The organism is Streptomyces sp. NPDC005202 (assembly GCF_040608235.1).
In the GTDB taxonomy this organism is placed as follows: Bacteria; Actinomycetota; Actinomycetes; order Streptomycetales; family Streptomycetaceae; genus Streptomyces.
This window is the reverse complement of the sequence record NZ_JBEXHW010000052.1, coordinates 1-14277: the sequence shown is the minus strand read 5'-3', so window position 1 is coordinate 14277 and position 14277 is coordinate 1. Positions and strand designations below refer to the sequence as shown.

Below are 14277 nucleotides of genomic sequence, written 5' to 3'. Positions count from 1 at the left end.
CTCCGTCACTTTCCTCATGATCCGCGGGAACCACGGCCGCCGGCCGTCCGACTCCCTCTTCCGTGGAACAGGTCGGGGGCGACCGTCCCCGGGTTCCCGCGCGTCAGGAAAGGAGAGGCATGGCAACTCCAGCCACACCGGCCGTCGCGCGGACGGCCGGGCCACTCGACGGCCTCCGTCTGGAGAGCTCCGGCCCGCCGGGCCCGGCGGACGGTTTCGTCGCGGAGCATCTGCGACTGCTGGGCGCCGAGACCGACGGCGCATCCGGCGGCCGGCTCAGCGTCACGGGAGGCGACATCGGCGGTGTCACCGCCCACACCATGTGGGGGGAGACGGCAACCGACGAGGCAACTGTCCAGGCGGCCACCGGCATCATGGCCGTGCACGGCCGCCGCGACGGCACGCCGCGTGGCCTCGCCGTCGACTACGCCGCCACCGCCACCGGCGTGCTGGCCGTGCAGGGCCTGCTGGCCGGGCTGCTGGCGCGGGCGCGCGGCCTTAACGTCACACAGGTCGAGGTCAGTGCCGAGCGGGCCGGGCTGCTCGCGGTCTCCCAGTACCTGGCAGCCGCCGGGGCCGAGGAAGGCGAGGCGGCCGAACTCGCCCCGGGCGGGCCGCCGTTCACGTCGGCCGAGGGGACCGTCTTCGAGCTGGAGACGCTCGACCCGGGGGTGTGGGCGTCGTTCTGGCGCGCCCTCGACGCCCCGGAAGAATCGATACGCCGGGGGTGGCGGCCCTTCCAGTTCCGGTATGCCACGGCCTGCGCGCCCTTCCCACAGACGTTGCACGAGGCGGCGCGGGCAAGCTCCTGGGAGCGGATCCGGTACGCCGCCGAGGTGTCCGGCGCCGATGTGTGCCCGTTGCGGTCGCTCGCCGAGCGGGCGGCCGAGTACGACGGTGCGGCGCCCTGGGAGCTGACCCCGCACGACGCGGCGTACACCCCCCGCAGACCCACTGACGGCCTGCCCCTCGCCGGATTCACCGTGCTCGAAGCCGGGCGGCGCATCCAGGCCCCGCTCGCCGCCCACCTGCTGGGCCTGCTGGGCGCGGAGGTGATCCGGATCGAGCCGCCGGGCGGTGACCCGTTGCGCGGGATGCCGCCCGCCTCTTCCGGCGTCTCGGCGCGCTGGCTGGCGCTGAACCGGGGCAAGAAGGCCGTCGAGGTGGACATCAAGTCCGCGACCGACCGGGAGCGGCTGTGCGAGATGGCCGCCGACGCGGACGTGTTCCTGCACAACTGGGCACCGGGCACGGCCGCCCGTCTCGGCCTCGACCGCGAGCATCTGGCCGCCGCCAACTCCGCGCTCGTCTACGCCTACACCAGCGGCTGGGCGGACCGGCTGTCCGAGGCCCCCATGGGCACCGACTTCATGGTGCAGGCCCGCACCGGGGTGGGCGAAGCCGTGCGGCCCGCCGACGAGGCGCCCGCTCCGTCCCTGAGGACGCTTCTGGACGTGCTCGGCGGCCTGCTCGGCGCCGAGGCGATCCTGGCGGGGCTGCTGCTGCGGGAGCGCACCGGACGCGGGGTACGCGTCGACTCATCGCTGCTCGGCGCCGCCGACGTGCTCACCGCGCCCCACCGGGTCCGGGCCGTGCAGGGACTCGACCCGCGCCGACCGGCGGGCTTCCGCCGCCCGCTGCGCACCGCCGACGGCTGGGTCGCCCTCGCGGATCTGTCCGCGGCCCCCTACGACGTAAGCGGCCTGCCCACCGGGCAGGCGCTGGAGTGGCTGCGCGACCGCGGCCTGGCCGCCGTCCCGGTCGTCACCGACCTTGCCGACCTGCTGTCCTCCGGCCCGATCAGCCGCGACGCGTACGGCGCCCCCGGCGTCCCCGACCCCTGGAGCTTCGCATGACCGTGGACCTGCACGACCTGCTGCCCGCCGAGCTGCGCCGCACCTGGGCGGTCGACGGCACCTACCCGGACCTGGACCTCTACAGCCTCTATCGGTCCCGCCAGATCGCCGACCTGCACCGCACCGCGGTCATCGACGCCAAGGGCAAGCTCTGTTACACCGCCCTCGACCGCAAGGCGCGATGTCTGGCCGTTGGTCTGTCGGGGCTTGGCATACGCGCCGGTGACGTGGTCGGCATACAACTGCCCAACGGTCGGGGCGCCGTCATCGCCGACCTCGCGCTGGCCGCGCTGGGTGCCGTCGCTCTGCCCTTCCCGGTCGGCCGCGGCACACGCGAGGCGGCCTCGCTGCTGCGCCGGGCGGAGGCGGTCGCCGTGATCGCCGCCACCGAGCACCGAGGAAACCACCACGCCGCCGACCTGCTCACACTCGCCACCGAACTCCCCGCCCTGCGCACGGTGATCGCCACCGGGCCGGGCGCCCCGAAGGGGACGGTGGCGTTCTCCGCCCTGCTGCGCACCGACCCGAAGTCCTTCCGCCCGGCCCGCCCCGACCCCGACTCCGCCGCCCGCATCCTGGTCTCCTCCGGGTCCGAGGCCGACCCGAAGATGGTGGCGTACTCGCACAACGCCCTGGCCGGCGGCCGCGGCAACTTCCTCGCCTCCCTCATTCCGGACGGGCAGCCGCCGCGCTGCCTCTTCCTCGTACCGTTGGCCTCCGCGTTCGGCAGCAGCGGCACCGCCGTCACGCTCGCCCGGCACGGCGGAACGCTCGTCCTGCTCGACCACTTCACGCCCGAGGCGGCCCTGGACGCGCTCGCCGCGCACGAGCCCACCCACGTCCTGGGCGTTCCGACCATGATCCGGATGATGCTGGACCGGATCACGGCGGGACAGCCTCCGGCCTTTACTCCGCCGACGGCGGTCATCGTCGGCGGATCGCCACTCGACGAGGCCACCGCCGAGGAGGCCCGACGCGTCTTCCGCTGTCCGGTCGTGAACCTCTACGGCTCGGCCGACGGCGTCAACTGCCACACCGGACTGTCGGATGAGCCCGTGCGCGGCGAAGGGCCGGGCATCCTCGCCGGCCATCCGGACCCGCTCGTCGCCGACATACGCATCGCCGTCCCCGGCACGGCCGAACTACAGGAGGCGCCGCGCGGCCGTGTCGGCGAGATCGTCGCCCGCGGCCCGATGACCCCGCTGTGCTACGTCGCCGCCCCCGAGCTGGACGCCCGCTACCGGACCCTGGACGGCTGGGTGCGCACCGGCGACCTCGGCCTCATCGAGGAGGACGGAAACCTGCGGATCGTCGGGCGTCTGAAGGACGTCGTCATCCGGGGCGGCGCCAACGTCAGCCCGGCCGAGGTGGAGATCGAGCCGGCGGCACATCCGCTCGTACGGGACGTGGTGTGCGTCGGCGTGCCCGATCCGCTGTTGGGCGAGCGGCTCGCGGCCTGCGTCGTGCCGCGGGGCAAGGCGCCCACGCTTCAGGAGCTGTGCGCGCATCTGGACGCGCGCGGCCTGGAGCGGCGCAAGCACCCCGAACGCCTCCTGGTCGTACCGGAGTTGCCCCTCACCCCGGCGGGCAAGCCGGACCGGGCCCTCCTGCGGGAGCGGTGCTCCGCGCAGGCACCGGGGCCTTTCGCGCAGGCCGTCTGACCCTACAAGTGCGGGCCGCCCGGAATCTCCGGGCGGCCCGCACTCACATCAGCACGCCTTACGAGGAAGCCATCGCCTTCTTGATCGTATCCGCGGCGTTCTTGTAGACCGCCAGCAGGTCCAGGTCCTTGCCCGGGTAGTTGACGATCTCCACCTGCCGCGCGCCGGAGTCCGGCAGCACCGTGCCCGTCGTCATGTGGATGTTGTCGAAGACGAACGCGGCCTTCTTCGTCTCCAGCTCGGCCAGTTGCTTCGCGGTCACGGCCTGCGGGCCGTAGGTGCCGCGCAGATCCGCGCCCGCCATCTTCGCCGCCCAGACGGAGAAGGTCTGCGCGACGACGGCCGGCGCCTTGCCGCCCGGCCACGCGGCCTTCAGCTCCTTCTGCAACGTGCCGTACTCGTTCTTGAAGGAGGCGTTCCACTTCGCGGCGGCGTCCTGGGTGCCGAACAGCTTGCCCAGGCGCGTGACGTCCGCACTCGTGGTGGCGAAGTCGTTGTCGAGGTTGAGCTCGACCATCTTCGCGCTCGAACCGACAGCGTCCTTGATCTTCTTGGCATACGGCTCGAAGGACGCATACAGCACGTAGTCGGCGCTCGCGACCGCCGCGAGGTCGGACGGCCTGGGGTCGTAGTCCGGGGCGTGCTGCACGGACGACGGGACGATGACCTTCACGTCCTTGGCACCGGCGGCCTTGGCGAGGGCGCCCTCCCATGTGGTGGTGGCCACGACGACCGGTGCGCCGCCGTTCTTGTTCGCGGTCTTGTCGCTGCTGTCGGCCTTGTCCGAGGCGCAGGCGGTGGCGGTCAGCGCGAGCGCGGTGCTCAGGCTCAGTGCGACGAGGGAAGGGACACGGACGATGCGGACGCGGGTGCGCGCCATGAGCGGATTCTCCGTTCGGGGATGAGATGCACGGCCAGGACCAGAACCCCGGCCGTCAGGAGGAGCACGGGCCCGGGCGGCCAGTCGAGCTTCAGCGCAACGAGGAACCCGGTGAGGTTCACGGCGACGCCGATGCCGACCGCCCAGGCGGTGATGGACTTCAGGGAGGTGCCCAGCCGCCGGGCGGCGAGTGCGGGCAGCAGGGTCAGCGCGTCGACGAGCAGCGCGCCGGTGAGCTTGAGCGCCCCGGCGACGGCCACGGCGACGAGCACGAGCAGCAGGAGGGTGAGCCGGTCGACGCGCACCCCTGAGGAGAGGGCGAGTTCGCGGTCGTAGAGCAGGAGAGCGAGGTCGCGGCGGCGCCACCAGAACAGGGCCGGCACCACGACGGCCAACGCGCCCAGCAACCACATGTCGGACGTGCCCACCGACAGGATCGAGCCCCATAGCAGCGCGAACGCGCCCTGTGCGTTGACTCCGGACACGGCCAGGACCAGCAGCGCGGCGGCGATCGCCAGGCTCATCAGCAGGCCCATCGCGCCCGACAGGCCGTCCGGAGTGCGGGCGAGCGGCGCGACCCCTGCCCCGGCGAGTGCGCAGGCGACCAGCGCGCACAGCATCGGATCCAGCCCGGTCAGCAGTCCGACCGCGATACCGAGCAGAGCGACGTGCATCATGGCGAACCGCACCGGCATGATGTCGAGCCCGACGATCACGACGCCGATCACCGGGAGTCCGACCGCCGCCAACAGCAGGGTGACGCCGGCCCGTTGGACGGGTATGAGCTGCAGGAGTGTTCCAAGGTCGGCGGCGGCGAGGTTGTTCACCGGACGTCCCGCAGCCGGCCGGCGGCCATCTCCAGCACCCGGTCGCAGCGGTCGGCCAGCGCACGATCGTGCGTGACGACCACGGCGGTCACCGGCAGCGACAGCAGCACCTCGGCGGCCTCCTCCTGCCCGGTGAAGTCGAGGGCGGCCGTCGGCTCGTCCGCCAGCAGCACCCCGGCCCCGGCGGCGACACAGCCGACCGCGCGGGCCAGATACATGCGCTGCAGCTGGCCCCCGGACAGCGTGTGCAGCGGGCGGCCGGTCAGCGGCCCCACGCCGAGCTTGTGCGCTGCCTCCTCCGCTTCGCGGGGCGCCCCGCTGCTGGCCAGCAACTCGCCTCCCAGCAGCGGGAACCGGCCCGCCGCGGGCTTCTGCGGTATCCAGGCGCAGGCCCGGCGCCGCCACGCCCACTCGGCCGCCGTGCCGGTGCCCCGGCCCCCGACCAGGATCTGCCCGTCGGCCTGACGGTGCAGGCCGAGCACGGCACGTATCAGCGTGGTCTTGCCCGACCCGTTGGTGCCGGTCAGCGCCACCCGCTCGCCCGGCTCTATGTCGAGATCCACCCCGCGCACGGCCTCGACCCTTCCGTGACGGCACGCGACCTGGCGCATCCGCACATCCATTCCGTCCATCCCACCTCCTGTCCGTTCTGCGAGAGGAGTCGGAAGTGGAGGGCGGTGAGTTCCCGGCGAAGATGAGTGATCGTGCGAACCTGGCCGTCGTAGGGTCACAGCCGTGGCTGCCGTCGTAGAGTCGAGAGCCGTGGCCCGGCCTGGTCTCAGCCCGTGCCGGGGCGGGCCACCACCGCCCAGGTCTTGATCGGCCCGCTGTGCCGGAAGTGCAGCTCGAACGGGACGAGGTCCCCCGCGCGCCACGTCCCGCGCACCGTCACCATCACGTCCAGGCCCTGCGGTGACATCACCAGCGTGCCGCCCGCTGGGACGGTGGCGGAGCCCACCGGGCGCATGTACCCGGCGTTGCCGCTCGTCGTCGTGTTGCGGCCGAGCATCGCACTGTCGATGGCGGCCGAGGTCACGCCCGTCAACTCATCCTCGGCGCCGCCCGAGTTGGAGATCCGGAAGAAGGCGGCGGATTCCTTGCCGTCCCCGTATGGGAGGAACACGCGCCCGGTCGTGACCTCGATATGCGCGGGACTGCCCGCCGCTCCGGACGCGGTCCAGACGGCCAGACCGCCGAGCGCGACCACGCACGCCGCCACGGGAGCGAGCGCGGCGAGGAACGCCTTGGCGAGCCGACGCCGGGAGGGCCGCCACACGGCCGGTTCGGTCACCGCGCACCACCCGTCCGCCTCGGCCGGCTCGGCTGCCAGGTCCGCAGCCGCAAGCTGTTGCCCACGACCAGTAGCGAACTTGCCGACATCGCGGCGGCCGCGAGCATGGGATTGAGCAGGCCCACGGCGGCGAGCGGCACGGTGACGGCGTTGTAGCCGAACGCCCACACAAGATTCGTCCGGATCGTGCCAAGGGTCCGGCGGGCGAGGCGTACCGCGTCCGCGACGGCCTCGATGTCCCCGCGGACGAGGGTCACATCGGCCGCTCCGATGGCCACGTCCGTGCCGCTGCCCATGGCGATCCCGAGATCGGCACCGGCCAGCGCGGCGGCATCGTTCACACCGTCGCCGATCACCGCGACCCGGCACCCCTGCGCCCTCAGCTCCCGTACGAGTTCCGCCTTGTCCTCGGGTGTACACCGCGCTCGTACGTCATCGATACCCAGCTCGGCGGCGACGGCGCGGGCGGTGTGCTCGCGGTCGCCCGTGGCCAGCACCGGGCGCACACCCACGCGCCGGAGCCGGTCCACGGCACGGTAACTCCCCGGTCGTACGAGATCCCCGACCGCGATCAGTGCCTCGGGCCGGCCGTCCACCCGTACCAGGACCGGAGTGTGCCGGGCCGTCTCGCACGCGTCCAGGGCACGGACCAGCGGCTCGCGCAGCTCGCCGTCGGGCGCGCGGACTTCGACCAGCCGGCCCTCGACACGGCCGCTCACGCCCAGCCCGGGCAGCGCCCGGAAGTCGGTCACGTCGGGCAGCGGCCGTCCGGCGTACGCGGCGATCGCCCGGCCCAGCGGATGCTCGGAGCCCTGCTCAACGGCGCCCGCGAGACGCACGGCCGCCTCCTTGCCGATGCCGCCCGGCACCTCCGTGACCCGTGTGACGCTCATGTGCCCGGTGGTGAGCGTGCCGGTCTTGTCCAGGACGACGGTGTCGATGTGCCGCAGGGCCTCCAGCGCCTGCGGACCGCTGATCAGGACGCCGAGCTGCGCGCCGCGCCCGGTGGCGGCCATCAGCGCCGTGGGAGTGGCGAGCCCCAGCGCGCACGGGCAGGCGACGACCAGGACCGCCACGCACACGGTGACGGCCGCCTGCGGATCGGCTCCGGCACCGAGCCAGAAGCCGAGCACGGTGACGGCGATCGCCAGCACCACCGGTACGAACACCCCTGCCACCGCGTCCGCCAGACGCTGGGCCCGCGCCTTGCCCGCCTGTGCCTCGGTGACCAGCTGGGTGATCCGTGCCAACTGGGTGTCGGCACCGACCGCCGCGGCCCGCACTAGCAGCAGCCCGCCCGCGTTGACGGCGCCGCCGACGACCGGCGAGCCGGGCCGGCACTCGACCGGTTCGCTCTCGCCCGTGACCAGTGACACATCCACCGCCGAACTGCCCTCCACGACCTCGCCGTCGGTTGCCACACGCTCTCCCGGCCGGACGACGAAGGTCTGACCGACCCGCAACTCCTCTATGGGGATACGTCGTTCGCTTCCGCCTTCCCGCACGGCGACGTCCTTCGCCCCGAGCTCGGCGAGCGACCGTAGCGCCTGCCCGGTGCCGCGCCGGGCCCGCGCCTCCAGAAACCTCCCCGTCAGCACGAACAGCGGTACGGCGACGACGGCTTCCAGGTAGATGTGCGCGCTGCCGTCGCCGGCCTGGGCGGAGGGCAGCCGGCTGAAGGGCATCCGCATACCAGGGTCGCCCGCGCCGCCGAGGAAGAGCGCATACGCCGACCAGGAGAAGGACGCCACGACACCCAGCGAGACGAGGGTGTCCATGGTCGCCGCCGAGTGCCGCAGCCCGCGCAGAGCGCGCACGTGGAACGGCCACGCACCCCACACCGCGACCGGCGCAGCGAGCACGAAGCACAGCCATTGCCAGTTGCGGAACTGCAGCGCGGGCACCATCGACAGCACGAGCACCGGAAGCGAGAGCAGCGCGGTGACGACCAGCCGGTCCTGGCCTTCGAACGCGGCCTTCTCCGCCGGCCGTTCGGGTCGGGATCCGGGTTCGGGCCGGGGCGGCGCGGGCAGTTCCGCCGTGTATCCGGCGCCCTCGACAGCCGCGACCAGCTCGTCCGGTGTGACATCCGGCGGATGGCTCACCCGAGCCCGCCCGGTAGCCAGATTGACCGTCGCACTCACGCCGTCCAGCTTGGCGAGCCGCTTCTCCACCCGGCGCACACAGGCCGCACAGGTCATGCCGCCGACGGTCAGATCCGTGGTCGTCAGGGCGTCCGCCGCCTCCGGGGCCGTCATCCGTGCCCCCCGCTCATGCCGCCCATGTCGCCGCTGTCGCCGTGCGGCACGGTCTGTCCACCGCCGTCACCGGTGCGGGTGCCATGCATGCCGGGCGCGACCGGTCCGTAGGCGGCGCCGACGGCGTACGACACCGCCAACATCAGCGCCAGCAGCAGGAGGAAGCCACACAGGGCGGGCGGCGGCACCAGTTTCCTTAGCGCCGCACCCGCGCCGGAAGGGAGGCGTCGGGACTCGTCGATCAACGGGGTCTCCTGGTCGCGTCGTACGGCGCCACTCGGTTCGAGCCGTACCGGTTCAGGAGTCGGGGCCACCGGGGATCAAGTTCCGGAACATGCATGTGACCTGCATCACGCCGCAGGCGGGGCTGCGCGGTTCCGCGCGCGGTGGGGAAGGTCAGTGAGCGGAACGCCTGGCGCGCGGCGCGTTCCGGCTGCGGCGGCGCGGCGGCAAGCCCGACGTCGCCAGCTCGACCAGCACGTACAGCAACCCACTCAACGCCAGCCCGGAAGCGCAGCCGATCAGAGCGCCAACAGCATCACCGGCAACGGAGCCGGGCCAGCCGTACCCGCCGACGACAACGGCCAGGGTGGCGACAGTCAGCGGCCAGGCTCCACCCTTCACCCTTCTCCAGGCGTGCCGGGCCTTCCCGGCCTCCGATTCCCAAGGCCATATCGCATCGGCCCGGTCCCGGGATTCATGCCGAAGGTCCGCCATCCGGCTGCCCTCCTCACCAGTGGTCCGCACCAAAGCGCGACGCGGTCCAAGCACATTCAGTGCAGGAACTCTTCCCTCATGCTCGGCGCCGGAACCGGCGGCCGCCCACCGGGTCAGAACACCCCCATCAGCATGCGCAGGTATGCCGTGCGGAACTTTGTGCTCCGCTCATCCGACCTCTGAGACGACGGCATCCCTGAATACCCGCACCCGCGGATCCGTACGCCACCCAAAACTCTTACGGCACCCAGGAGTTCTCCCATGGCCCAGAAGCAGTACAACGTCACCGGCATGAGCTGCGAGCACTGCACGGCGAGCATCAAGGAAGAGGTTTCCCAGGTCCCCGGGGTGAGCGAGGTCGTGGTCGATGTCGCCGCGAACGCCGTCACCGTGCACGGGACGGATCTCGACGACGAGCGGCTGCGCGCGGCCATCGTCGAGGCCGGGTACGGCGTCACCGACCCGGTAGCCGTCTGATCCGACGGCAGCGGCGGCACGCCGCAACCGACCGGCGCCCGGCAACGTTTCGGCCGCCCGTGCGTCACGTCGAAAGACGGGTGCCCTGCCGACGGGTCTCCGCCGGCAGGGCGGGCACTCTACTCGGCCCGGGATCCGGTGGAGCGGCCGCGCAGGACCGCGAACACCGCTGCGGCCAGACCCAGCACGCCGACGACCAGTCCGGCGACACCGAGGCCACGGGCGGTCGAGTCACTGGCCGACGCGGTCGACTTGGAGCTGTCGGAGGTCTTCGGGCTCGCCGTCGAGGCGGTCGAGGTGCCGCTGCCTTCCTCCGCGCCCTTGGCGGTGAGCTTGAGCACGGGTGCCGGGTTCTCCGGCTCCTCGCCACCGGTCGGCTCCTCGATCCAGCGGACGGTCTTGCCGTCGGAGTACGTCTGCAAAGCCTTGAACGTCAGCTGGTCGGTGTCGTCGGGCAGCTGGCCGAAGGCGACGTTGAAGTCCTCGTACTGGCCGGGCGCGATCTTCCCACCGGTCCAGGTGATCTCGGAGACGGCGTCGGTGATCGTGCCGTCATCGGTCTTCACCGGCTTCTTCAGCTTCGTATTGGTGACCTTGGCGGTCCAGCCGTCCTGCGGGGCGACGAGCACCCCGAGGACCGGGTGGTCGGTGGGCAGGAAGACCTGGACCTTGGTGGTGCTGGCGCCGTCCTCCTCGTTGGGGACACGGAAGGTCAGCACGCCGTCCGTGGCGCCCTTGGCGTAGCTCTCGGGGTGGACGGTGACGTGCGCGTAGGCGACACCGGCGGCGGTGAGGACACCAGCGGCGGTCAGCGCGGTAACGACGCCGGCACGGCGCAGGGTGGTGCGGGTCCTGGACATGAGGTGATGGATCTCCATACTGAAGAAAGGGTTGTCGGGGGTCAGATCCCGTACAACATCCCCATCGGCGGTCCCCGCCGGTGAACGGCATACCTCAGCCGTACCCGCCTCAGCGACCAAGGCTCACCGGCAGCCCGACGCACGAGCCTATCCGGTACGCCCCGCGCCCCGCCGACAACTTGCCACCAGGCAGCAAGCCCCGGCACGAACGCGACCGCCCACCGCAGCAGCGACCACAGCGCCGCCTCGCCCCGACGCAGCCACCAGGTCAGCACCAGGGCCGCCCCAACATGGGCGGCGGTGGCGTGCGGCGTCAACGCATGCGCGTGTGCCATCCGCATACCGTGCATGACCATCGCAACGTGATGTGGCTGCGCGGCGTGGAAGACGAGGTGCAGCCCGCCCTGGGCAGCCAGAGTCCCCATGCCGATGGCGGCCAGCGACCGCTCCCGACCGCCCAGCAGGCAGCCGGCCGCGAATACCGGCATGAAGGAAGCGGCCTGCACCCATACCGGCGGCGCCGCACCCGTGGGCCAGGGCATGCCCTCCGGCAGCGAGCAGCACGCACAGCACGGCGAACACCGCCGCGCGCACGCTCCGCACCGCCAGGGACACACTCACGACACCCGATGCTGCCACGCAGCCGGAGGATCTCTCCCCTCGCCCACGCATACGCATCACCGCCCACGAACCACCTGGTCAATCTGTCCCCCTAACGAGTCGGAGGCGGAGGCCATTCAGTTCCTGGCCACCTTGGCAAAATCGGGGCACCGGAAGCAGAGCAAGGAGCACGGGCGCACACCGGCCGCCCCCACGCTCCAGCACACGCCGGGGTCGCGCGTCCGCCACATCTGCGCCGGGTATCCCCCGGACAGTCCCCCCGCGGCCACCGGAGCGCCGCAATCCCATGTCCACGGAGGTGGAGCAGCATGACCGATACCAGCGGGCTGGAGCCCGTCGCCACGTTCTGCGGGAACTGCAACTGCGGCTGTCCCCAACTGTTCGTCGACCCGAATGCCTCCGACGACCGCCGGATCATCCTCACCGACGACTTCGGCCAGCGCGTCCAGATGAGCGCCGACCAGTTCTCCTCGATCGTCGCCGACGCCAAGGCAGGCAAGCTGGACGGCATCGCCCTGCCCTGAACCGCCGCCGGTGCCGGGCGCCTCACCCGCCCGGCACCGGAACACGCATCACGCCGACCACCCATTTCCGATGACTCACCCACCACCTCACCCGCGATCGGCCACGCTGTCCCGCAGGGAAGAAGGCGGGAGTACCGGGACGGGACGACAGCGATCCGACTCGGGCTGCGGCACTGCCGCACGAGCCTGACGAACAAGACCCGCCTCAAGGATTCGGCCTCCAGGAGGAGCCCCTTCTCCGCTGCCCTGGAGCAGTTCGAGGAGCAGATGAAGGCGGCGGACGTCGCCTCCCCCGCCACTCGGCCCATCAACCCGCACTACGGCCTCCTCCAGGCGGACTGGCAATGCCGGCTGCTTACGCGGGGGAGTGTGCCTTCGACAGGCACGGCTCGGGCGGTGGATGCAGTCCGGCCAGCCCGCCAGGTCCGTCAAATCCGGCAGGTCCGCGGCGATGCCCGGCTCTCGCAACCGGCTGGGTGGGCCACCTCACACCAATGACCCGGAACTCACTGTTCCGCTCAGCCGACCGCTGACGTGACACCCGTACGTCCCAGGAGCAGCACCCATGTCCATCGAACCGCCCACCACCGCCCCACCCCGCGCGGCCGGTGATCCCGGCAACTCCACCCAGGGCCCGGCCCCGGCGGCTCCGTCGCCCCTGCGCGCACTGCGCCCGCTGGTGTTGCGCCTGCATTTCTACGCGGGCGTGTTCGTCGCGCCGTTCCTGCTCGTCGCGGCCGTCACCGGACTGCTGTACGCCGGCTCGTTCCAGGCCGAAAAGCTCGTGTACGCCCATCAGATGACCGTCCCGGTCGGCAACCACAAGCTGCCGATCTCCCAGCAGGTGTCCGCCGCCCGGAAGGCCCACCCGGAGGGCACCATCTCGGCCGTGCGGCCGTCGCCGGAGCCGGATGCGACCACACGCGTGCTGCTGTCCGGCGTGAAGGGCATAGCCGCCGACCACACACTCGCCGTCTTCGTGGACCCCTACACCGGCAAGGTGCGCGGCGCACTGGAGCAGTACGGCTCCACCGGCGCCCTGCCGCTGCGCACCTGGATTGACGATTTCCACCGCGACCTCCACCTCGGCGACACCGGCCGCCTGTACAGCGAGTTCGCCGCGAGCTGGCTGTGGGTGATCACGGGCGGCGGACTGGTGCTGTGGTTCGGCCGCCGCCGCGCCCGGCGCACGGTGCGCGGCACCACCGGACGGCGGCGCTCCCTGACCCTGCACAGCACGGTGGGTGTGTGGGCTGCGGCCGGCTTGTTCTTCCTGTCGGCGACCGGCCTGACCTGGTCCACATACGCCGGAGCGAACATCAGCGACCTCCGCGAAGCCCTCGGCCAGTCCACCCCGTCCGTCACTCCGACGGTGAGCAGTGGGCACGAGGGACACGGCTCCATGGCGGGCATGGACATGGGCTCCCGCTCCGGCGCTCGGTCCGACGTGGGTCTGGACGCCGTACTGAAGACGGCCCGTGCCGAGGGACTGGCCGATCCAGTGGAAATCGTGCCGCCCGCAGACTCCTCCTCTGCCTACGTCGTGAGGCAGGTCCAGCGCAGCTGGCCGGAGAAGCAAAACTCGATCGCCGTCGACCCGGCCACCGGCAAGGTGACCGACGTGCTGCGGTTCGCCGACTACCCGCTGCTGGCCAAGCTGACCCGGTGGGGCATCGACGCCCACACGGGCATTCTGTTCGGCCTCGCCAACCAGATCGTGCTGGCCGGCCTCGCCCTGGCCCTGATCTTCCTCATCCTGTGGGGTTACCGCATGTGGTGGCAGCGCGGCCGCGGTTCCGCCTTCGGCCGCCCGCTGCCCCGCGGCGCCTGGCAGCAGGTGCCGGTGTACGTGCTGGTGCCCTGCGCCGCCGTGATCGCCGTCCTCGGCTACTACGTCCCGCTGCTCGGCATCCCGCTCGCCGCCTTCCTCGCCGTGGACATCCTCCTCGGCTCGATCACTCGCCGCCGCACCGGGTACGCACACGCCTGAACCGACCGGCCCGACCTAGGAGCCCACGGCGTACGACGCCCCGAACATGCGTGCAGAGCCGAGGACACATCCAGGGCACAGGTCGCCCAGACGTTCGAGACGAGCGTCGGTCGGGCGGCCCGCAGATGAGTGGCGTCCCCATGGGCACGTCGGAGCAGCGTCAACTTCCCCGCGGGGAGCACCTTGACGTTCCGGCTGGGGAATTACGTGGCGTTCCACATATTGAGTCGGAACAGTTTGGTTTCCTACGCGGTCGTGTAGCGGACGGCTGGGGCGGCGAAGTAGCCGCAGACGATGCGGGGCTGGCGCTGGCGG

Annotated in this window: 13 protein-coding genes; 5 read left to right on the top strand and 8 right to left on the bottom strand. The window is 71.9% G+C overall.

The features are described 5' to 3' along the window. The first annotated feature begins 119 nt into the window (after positions 1-119). Positions 120-1856 (top strand): CoA transferase, encoded by a 1737-nt coding sequence (locus tag ABZV31_RS35865; protein WP_355901035.1) that lies wholly within the window; start codon positions 120-122, stop codon positions 1854-1856. Next, positions 1853-3517, top strand: a complete 1665-nt coding sequence (locus ABZV31_RS35860) for a class I adenylate-forming enzyme family protein (RefSeq protein WP_355901034.1) — start codon at positions 1853-1855, stop codon at positions 3515-3517. The genes ABZV31_RS35865 and ABZV31_RS35860 overlap by 4 nt, the downstream gene beginning before the upstream one ends. A 58-nt stretch (positions 3518-3575) precedes the next feature. Here the strand turns inward: ABZV31_RS35860 and ABZV31_RS35855 are convergent, their stop codons facing one another. The 6 genes from ABZV31_RS35855 to ABZV31_RS35830 form a co-directional block, all read right to left on the bottom strand. Then, a complete protein-coding gene (locus ABZV31_RS35855; protein ID WP_355901033.1) occupies positions 3576-4397 on the bottom strand; it encodes a zinc ABC transporter substrate-binding protein in 822 nt (273 codons plus the stop codon). Further along, a complete protein-coding gene (locus ABZV31_RS35850) occupies positions 4346-5224 on the bottom strand; it encodes a metal ABC transporter permease (protein WP_355901032.1) in 879 nt (292 codons plus the stop codon). The genes ABZV31_RS35855 and ABZV31_RS35850 overlap by 52 nt, the downstream gene beginning before the upstream one ends. Then, complete coding sequence (locus tag ABZV31_RS35845; RefSeq protein ID WP_355901031.1) at positions 5221-5856, bottom strand: ABC transporter ATP-binding protein; 636 nt, start codon at positions 5854-5856, stop codon at positions 5221-5223. The genes ABZV31_RS35850 and ABZV31_RS35845 overlap by 4 nt, the downstream gene beginning before the upstream one ends. Before the next feature lie 146 nt (positions 5857-6002). Then, a complete protein-coding gene (locus tag ABZV31_RS35840; protein WP_355901030.1) occupies positions 6003-6515 on the bottom strand; it encodes a copper chaperone PCu(A)C in 513 nt (170 codons plus the stop codon). Then, the gene (locus ABZV31_RS35835; RefSeq protein WP_355901029.1) at positions 6512-8773 is read right to left on the bottom strand and encodes a heavy metal translocating P-type ATPase; all 2262 of its coding nucleotides are present in this window, start codon (positions 8771-8773) and stop codon (positions 6512-6514) included. The genes ABZV31_RS35840 and ABZV31_RS35835 overlap by 4 nt, the downstream gene beginning before the upstream one ends. Beyond that, on the bottom strand, positions 8770-9015 hold the full coding sequence (locus ABZV31_RS35830) for a hypothetical protein (RefSeq protein WP_355901046.1): 246 nt from the start codon (positions 9013-9015) through the stop codon (positions 8770-8772). The genes ABZV31_RS35835 and ABZV31_RS35830 overlap by 4 nt, the downstream gene beginning before the upstream one ends. 736 nt (positions 9016-9751) lie before the next feature. Here ABZV31_RS35830 and ABZV31_RS35825 point away from each other — a divergent pair. After that, on the top strand, positions 9752-9967 hold the full coding sequence (locus ABZV31_RS35825) for a heavy-metal-associated domain-containing protein (RefSeq protein WP_355901028.1): 216 nt from the start codon (positions 9752-9754) through the stop codon (positions 9965-9967). A 119-nt stretch (positions 9968-10086) separates the two neighbouring features. Here ABZV31_RS35825 and ABZV31_RS35820 read toward each other — a convergent pair whose 3' ends face one another. Both ABZV31_RS35820 and ABZV31_RS35815 read right to left on the bottom strand, forming a co-directional pair. Further along, positions 10087-10827, bottom strand: a complete 741-nt coding sequence (locus ABZV31_RS35820; protein ID WP_355901027.1) for a YcnI family protein — start codon at positions 10825-10827, stop codon at positions 10087-10089. A 41-nt stretch (positions 10828-10868) separates the two neighbouring features. Then, positions 10869-11369, bottom strand: a complete 501-nt coding sequence (locus ABZV31_RS35815; protein ID WP_355901026.1) for a hypothetical protein — start codon at positions 11367-11369, stop codon at positions 10869-10871. A 387-nt stretch (positions 11370-11756) separates the two neighbouring features. On the opposite strand from ABZV31_RS35815, the gene ABZV31_RS35810 reads away from it, so the two are divergent. After that, positions 11757-11972, top strand: a complete 216-nt coding sequence (locus ABZV31_RS35810; RefSeq protein ID WP_355901025.1) for a hypothetical protein — start codon at positions 11757-11759, stop codon at positions 11970-11972. 565 nt (positions 11973-12537) lie between these two features. Next, the gene (locus ABZV31_RS35805; RefSeq protein WP_355901024.1) at positions 12538-13962 is read left to right on the top strand and encodes a PepSY domain-containing protein; all 1425 of its coding nucleotides are present in this window, start codon (positions 12538-12540) and stop codon (positions 13960-13962) included. The last annotated feature ends 315 nt before the right edge of the window (positions 13963-14277 follow it).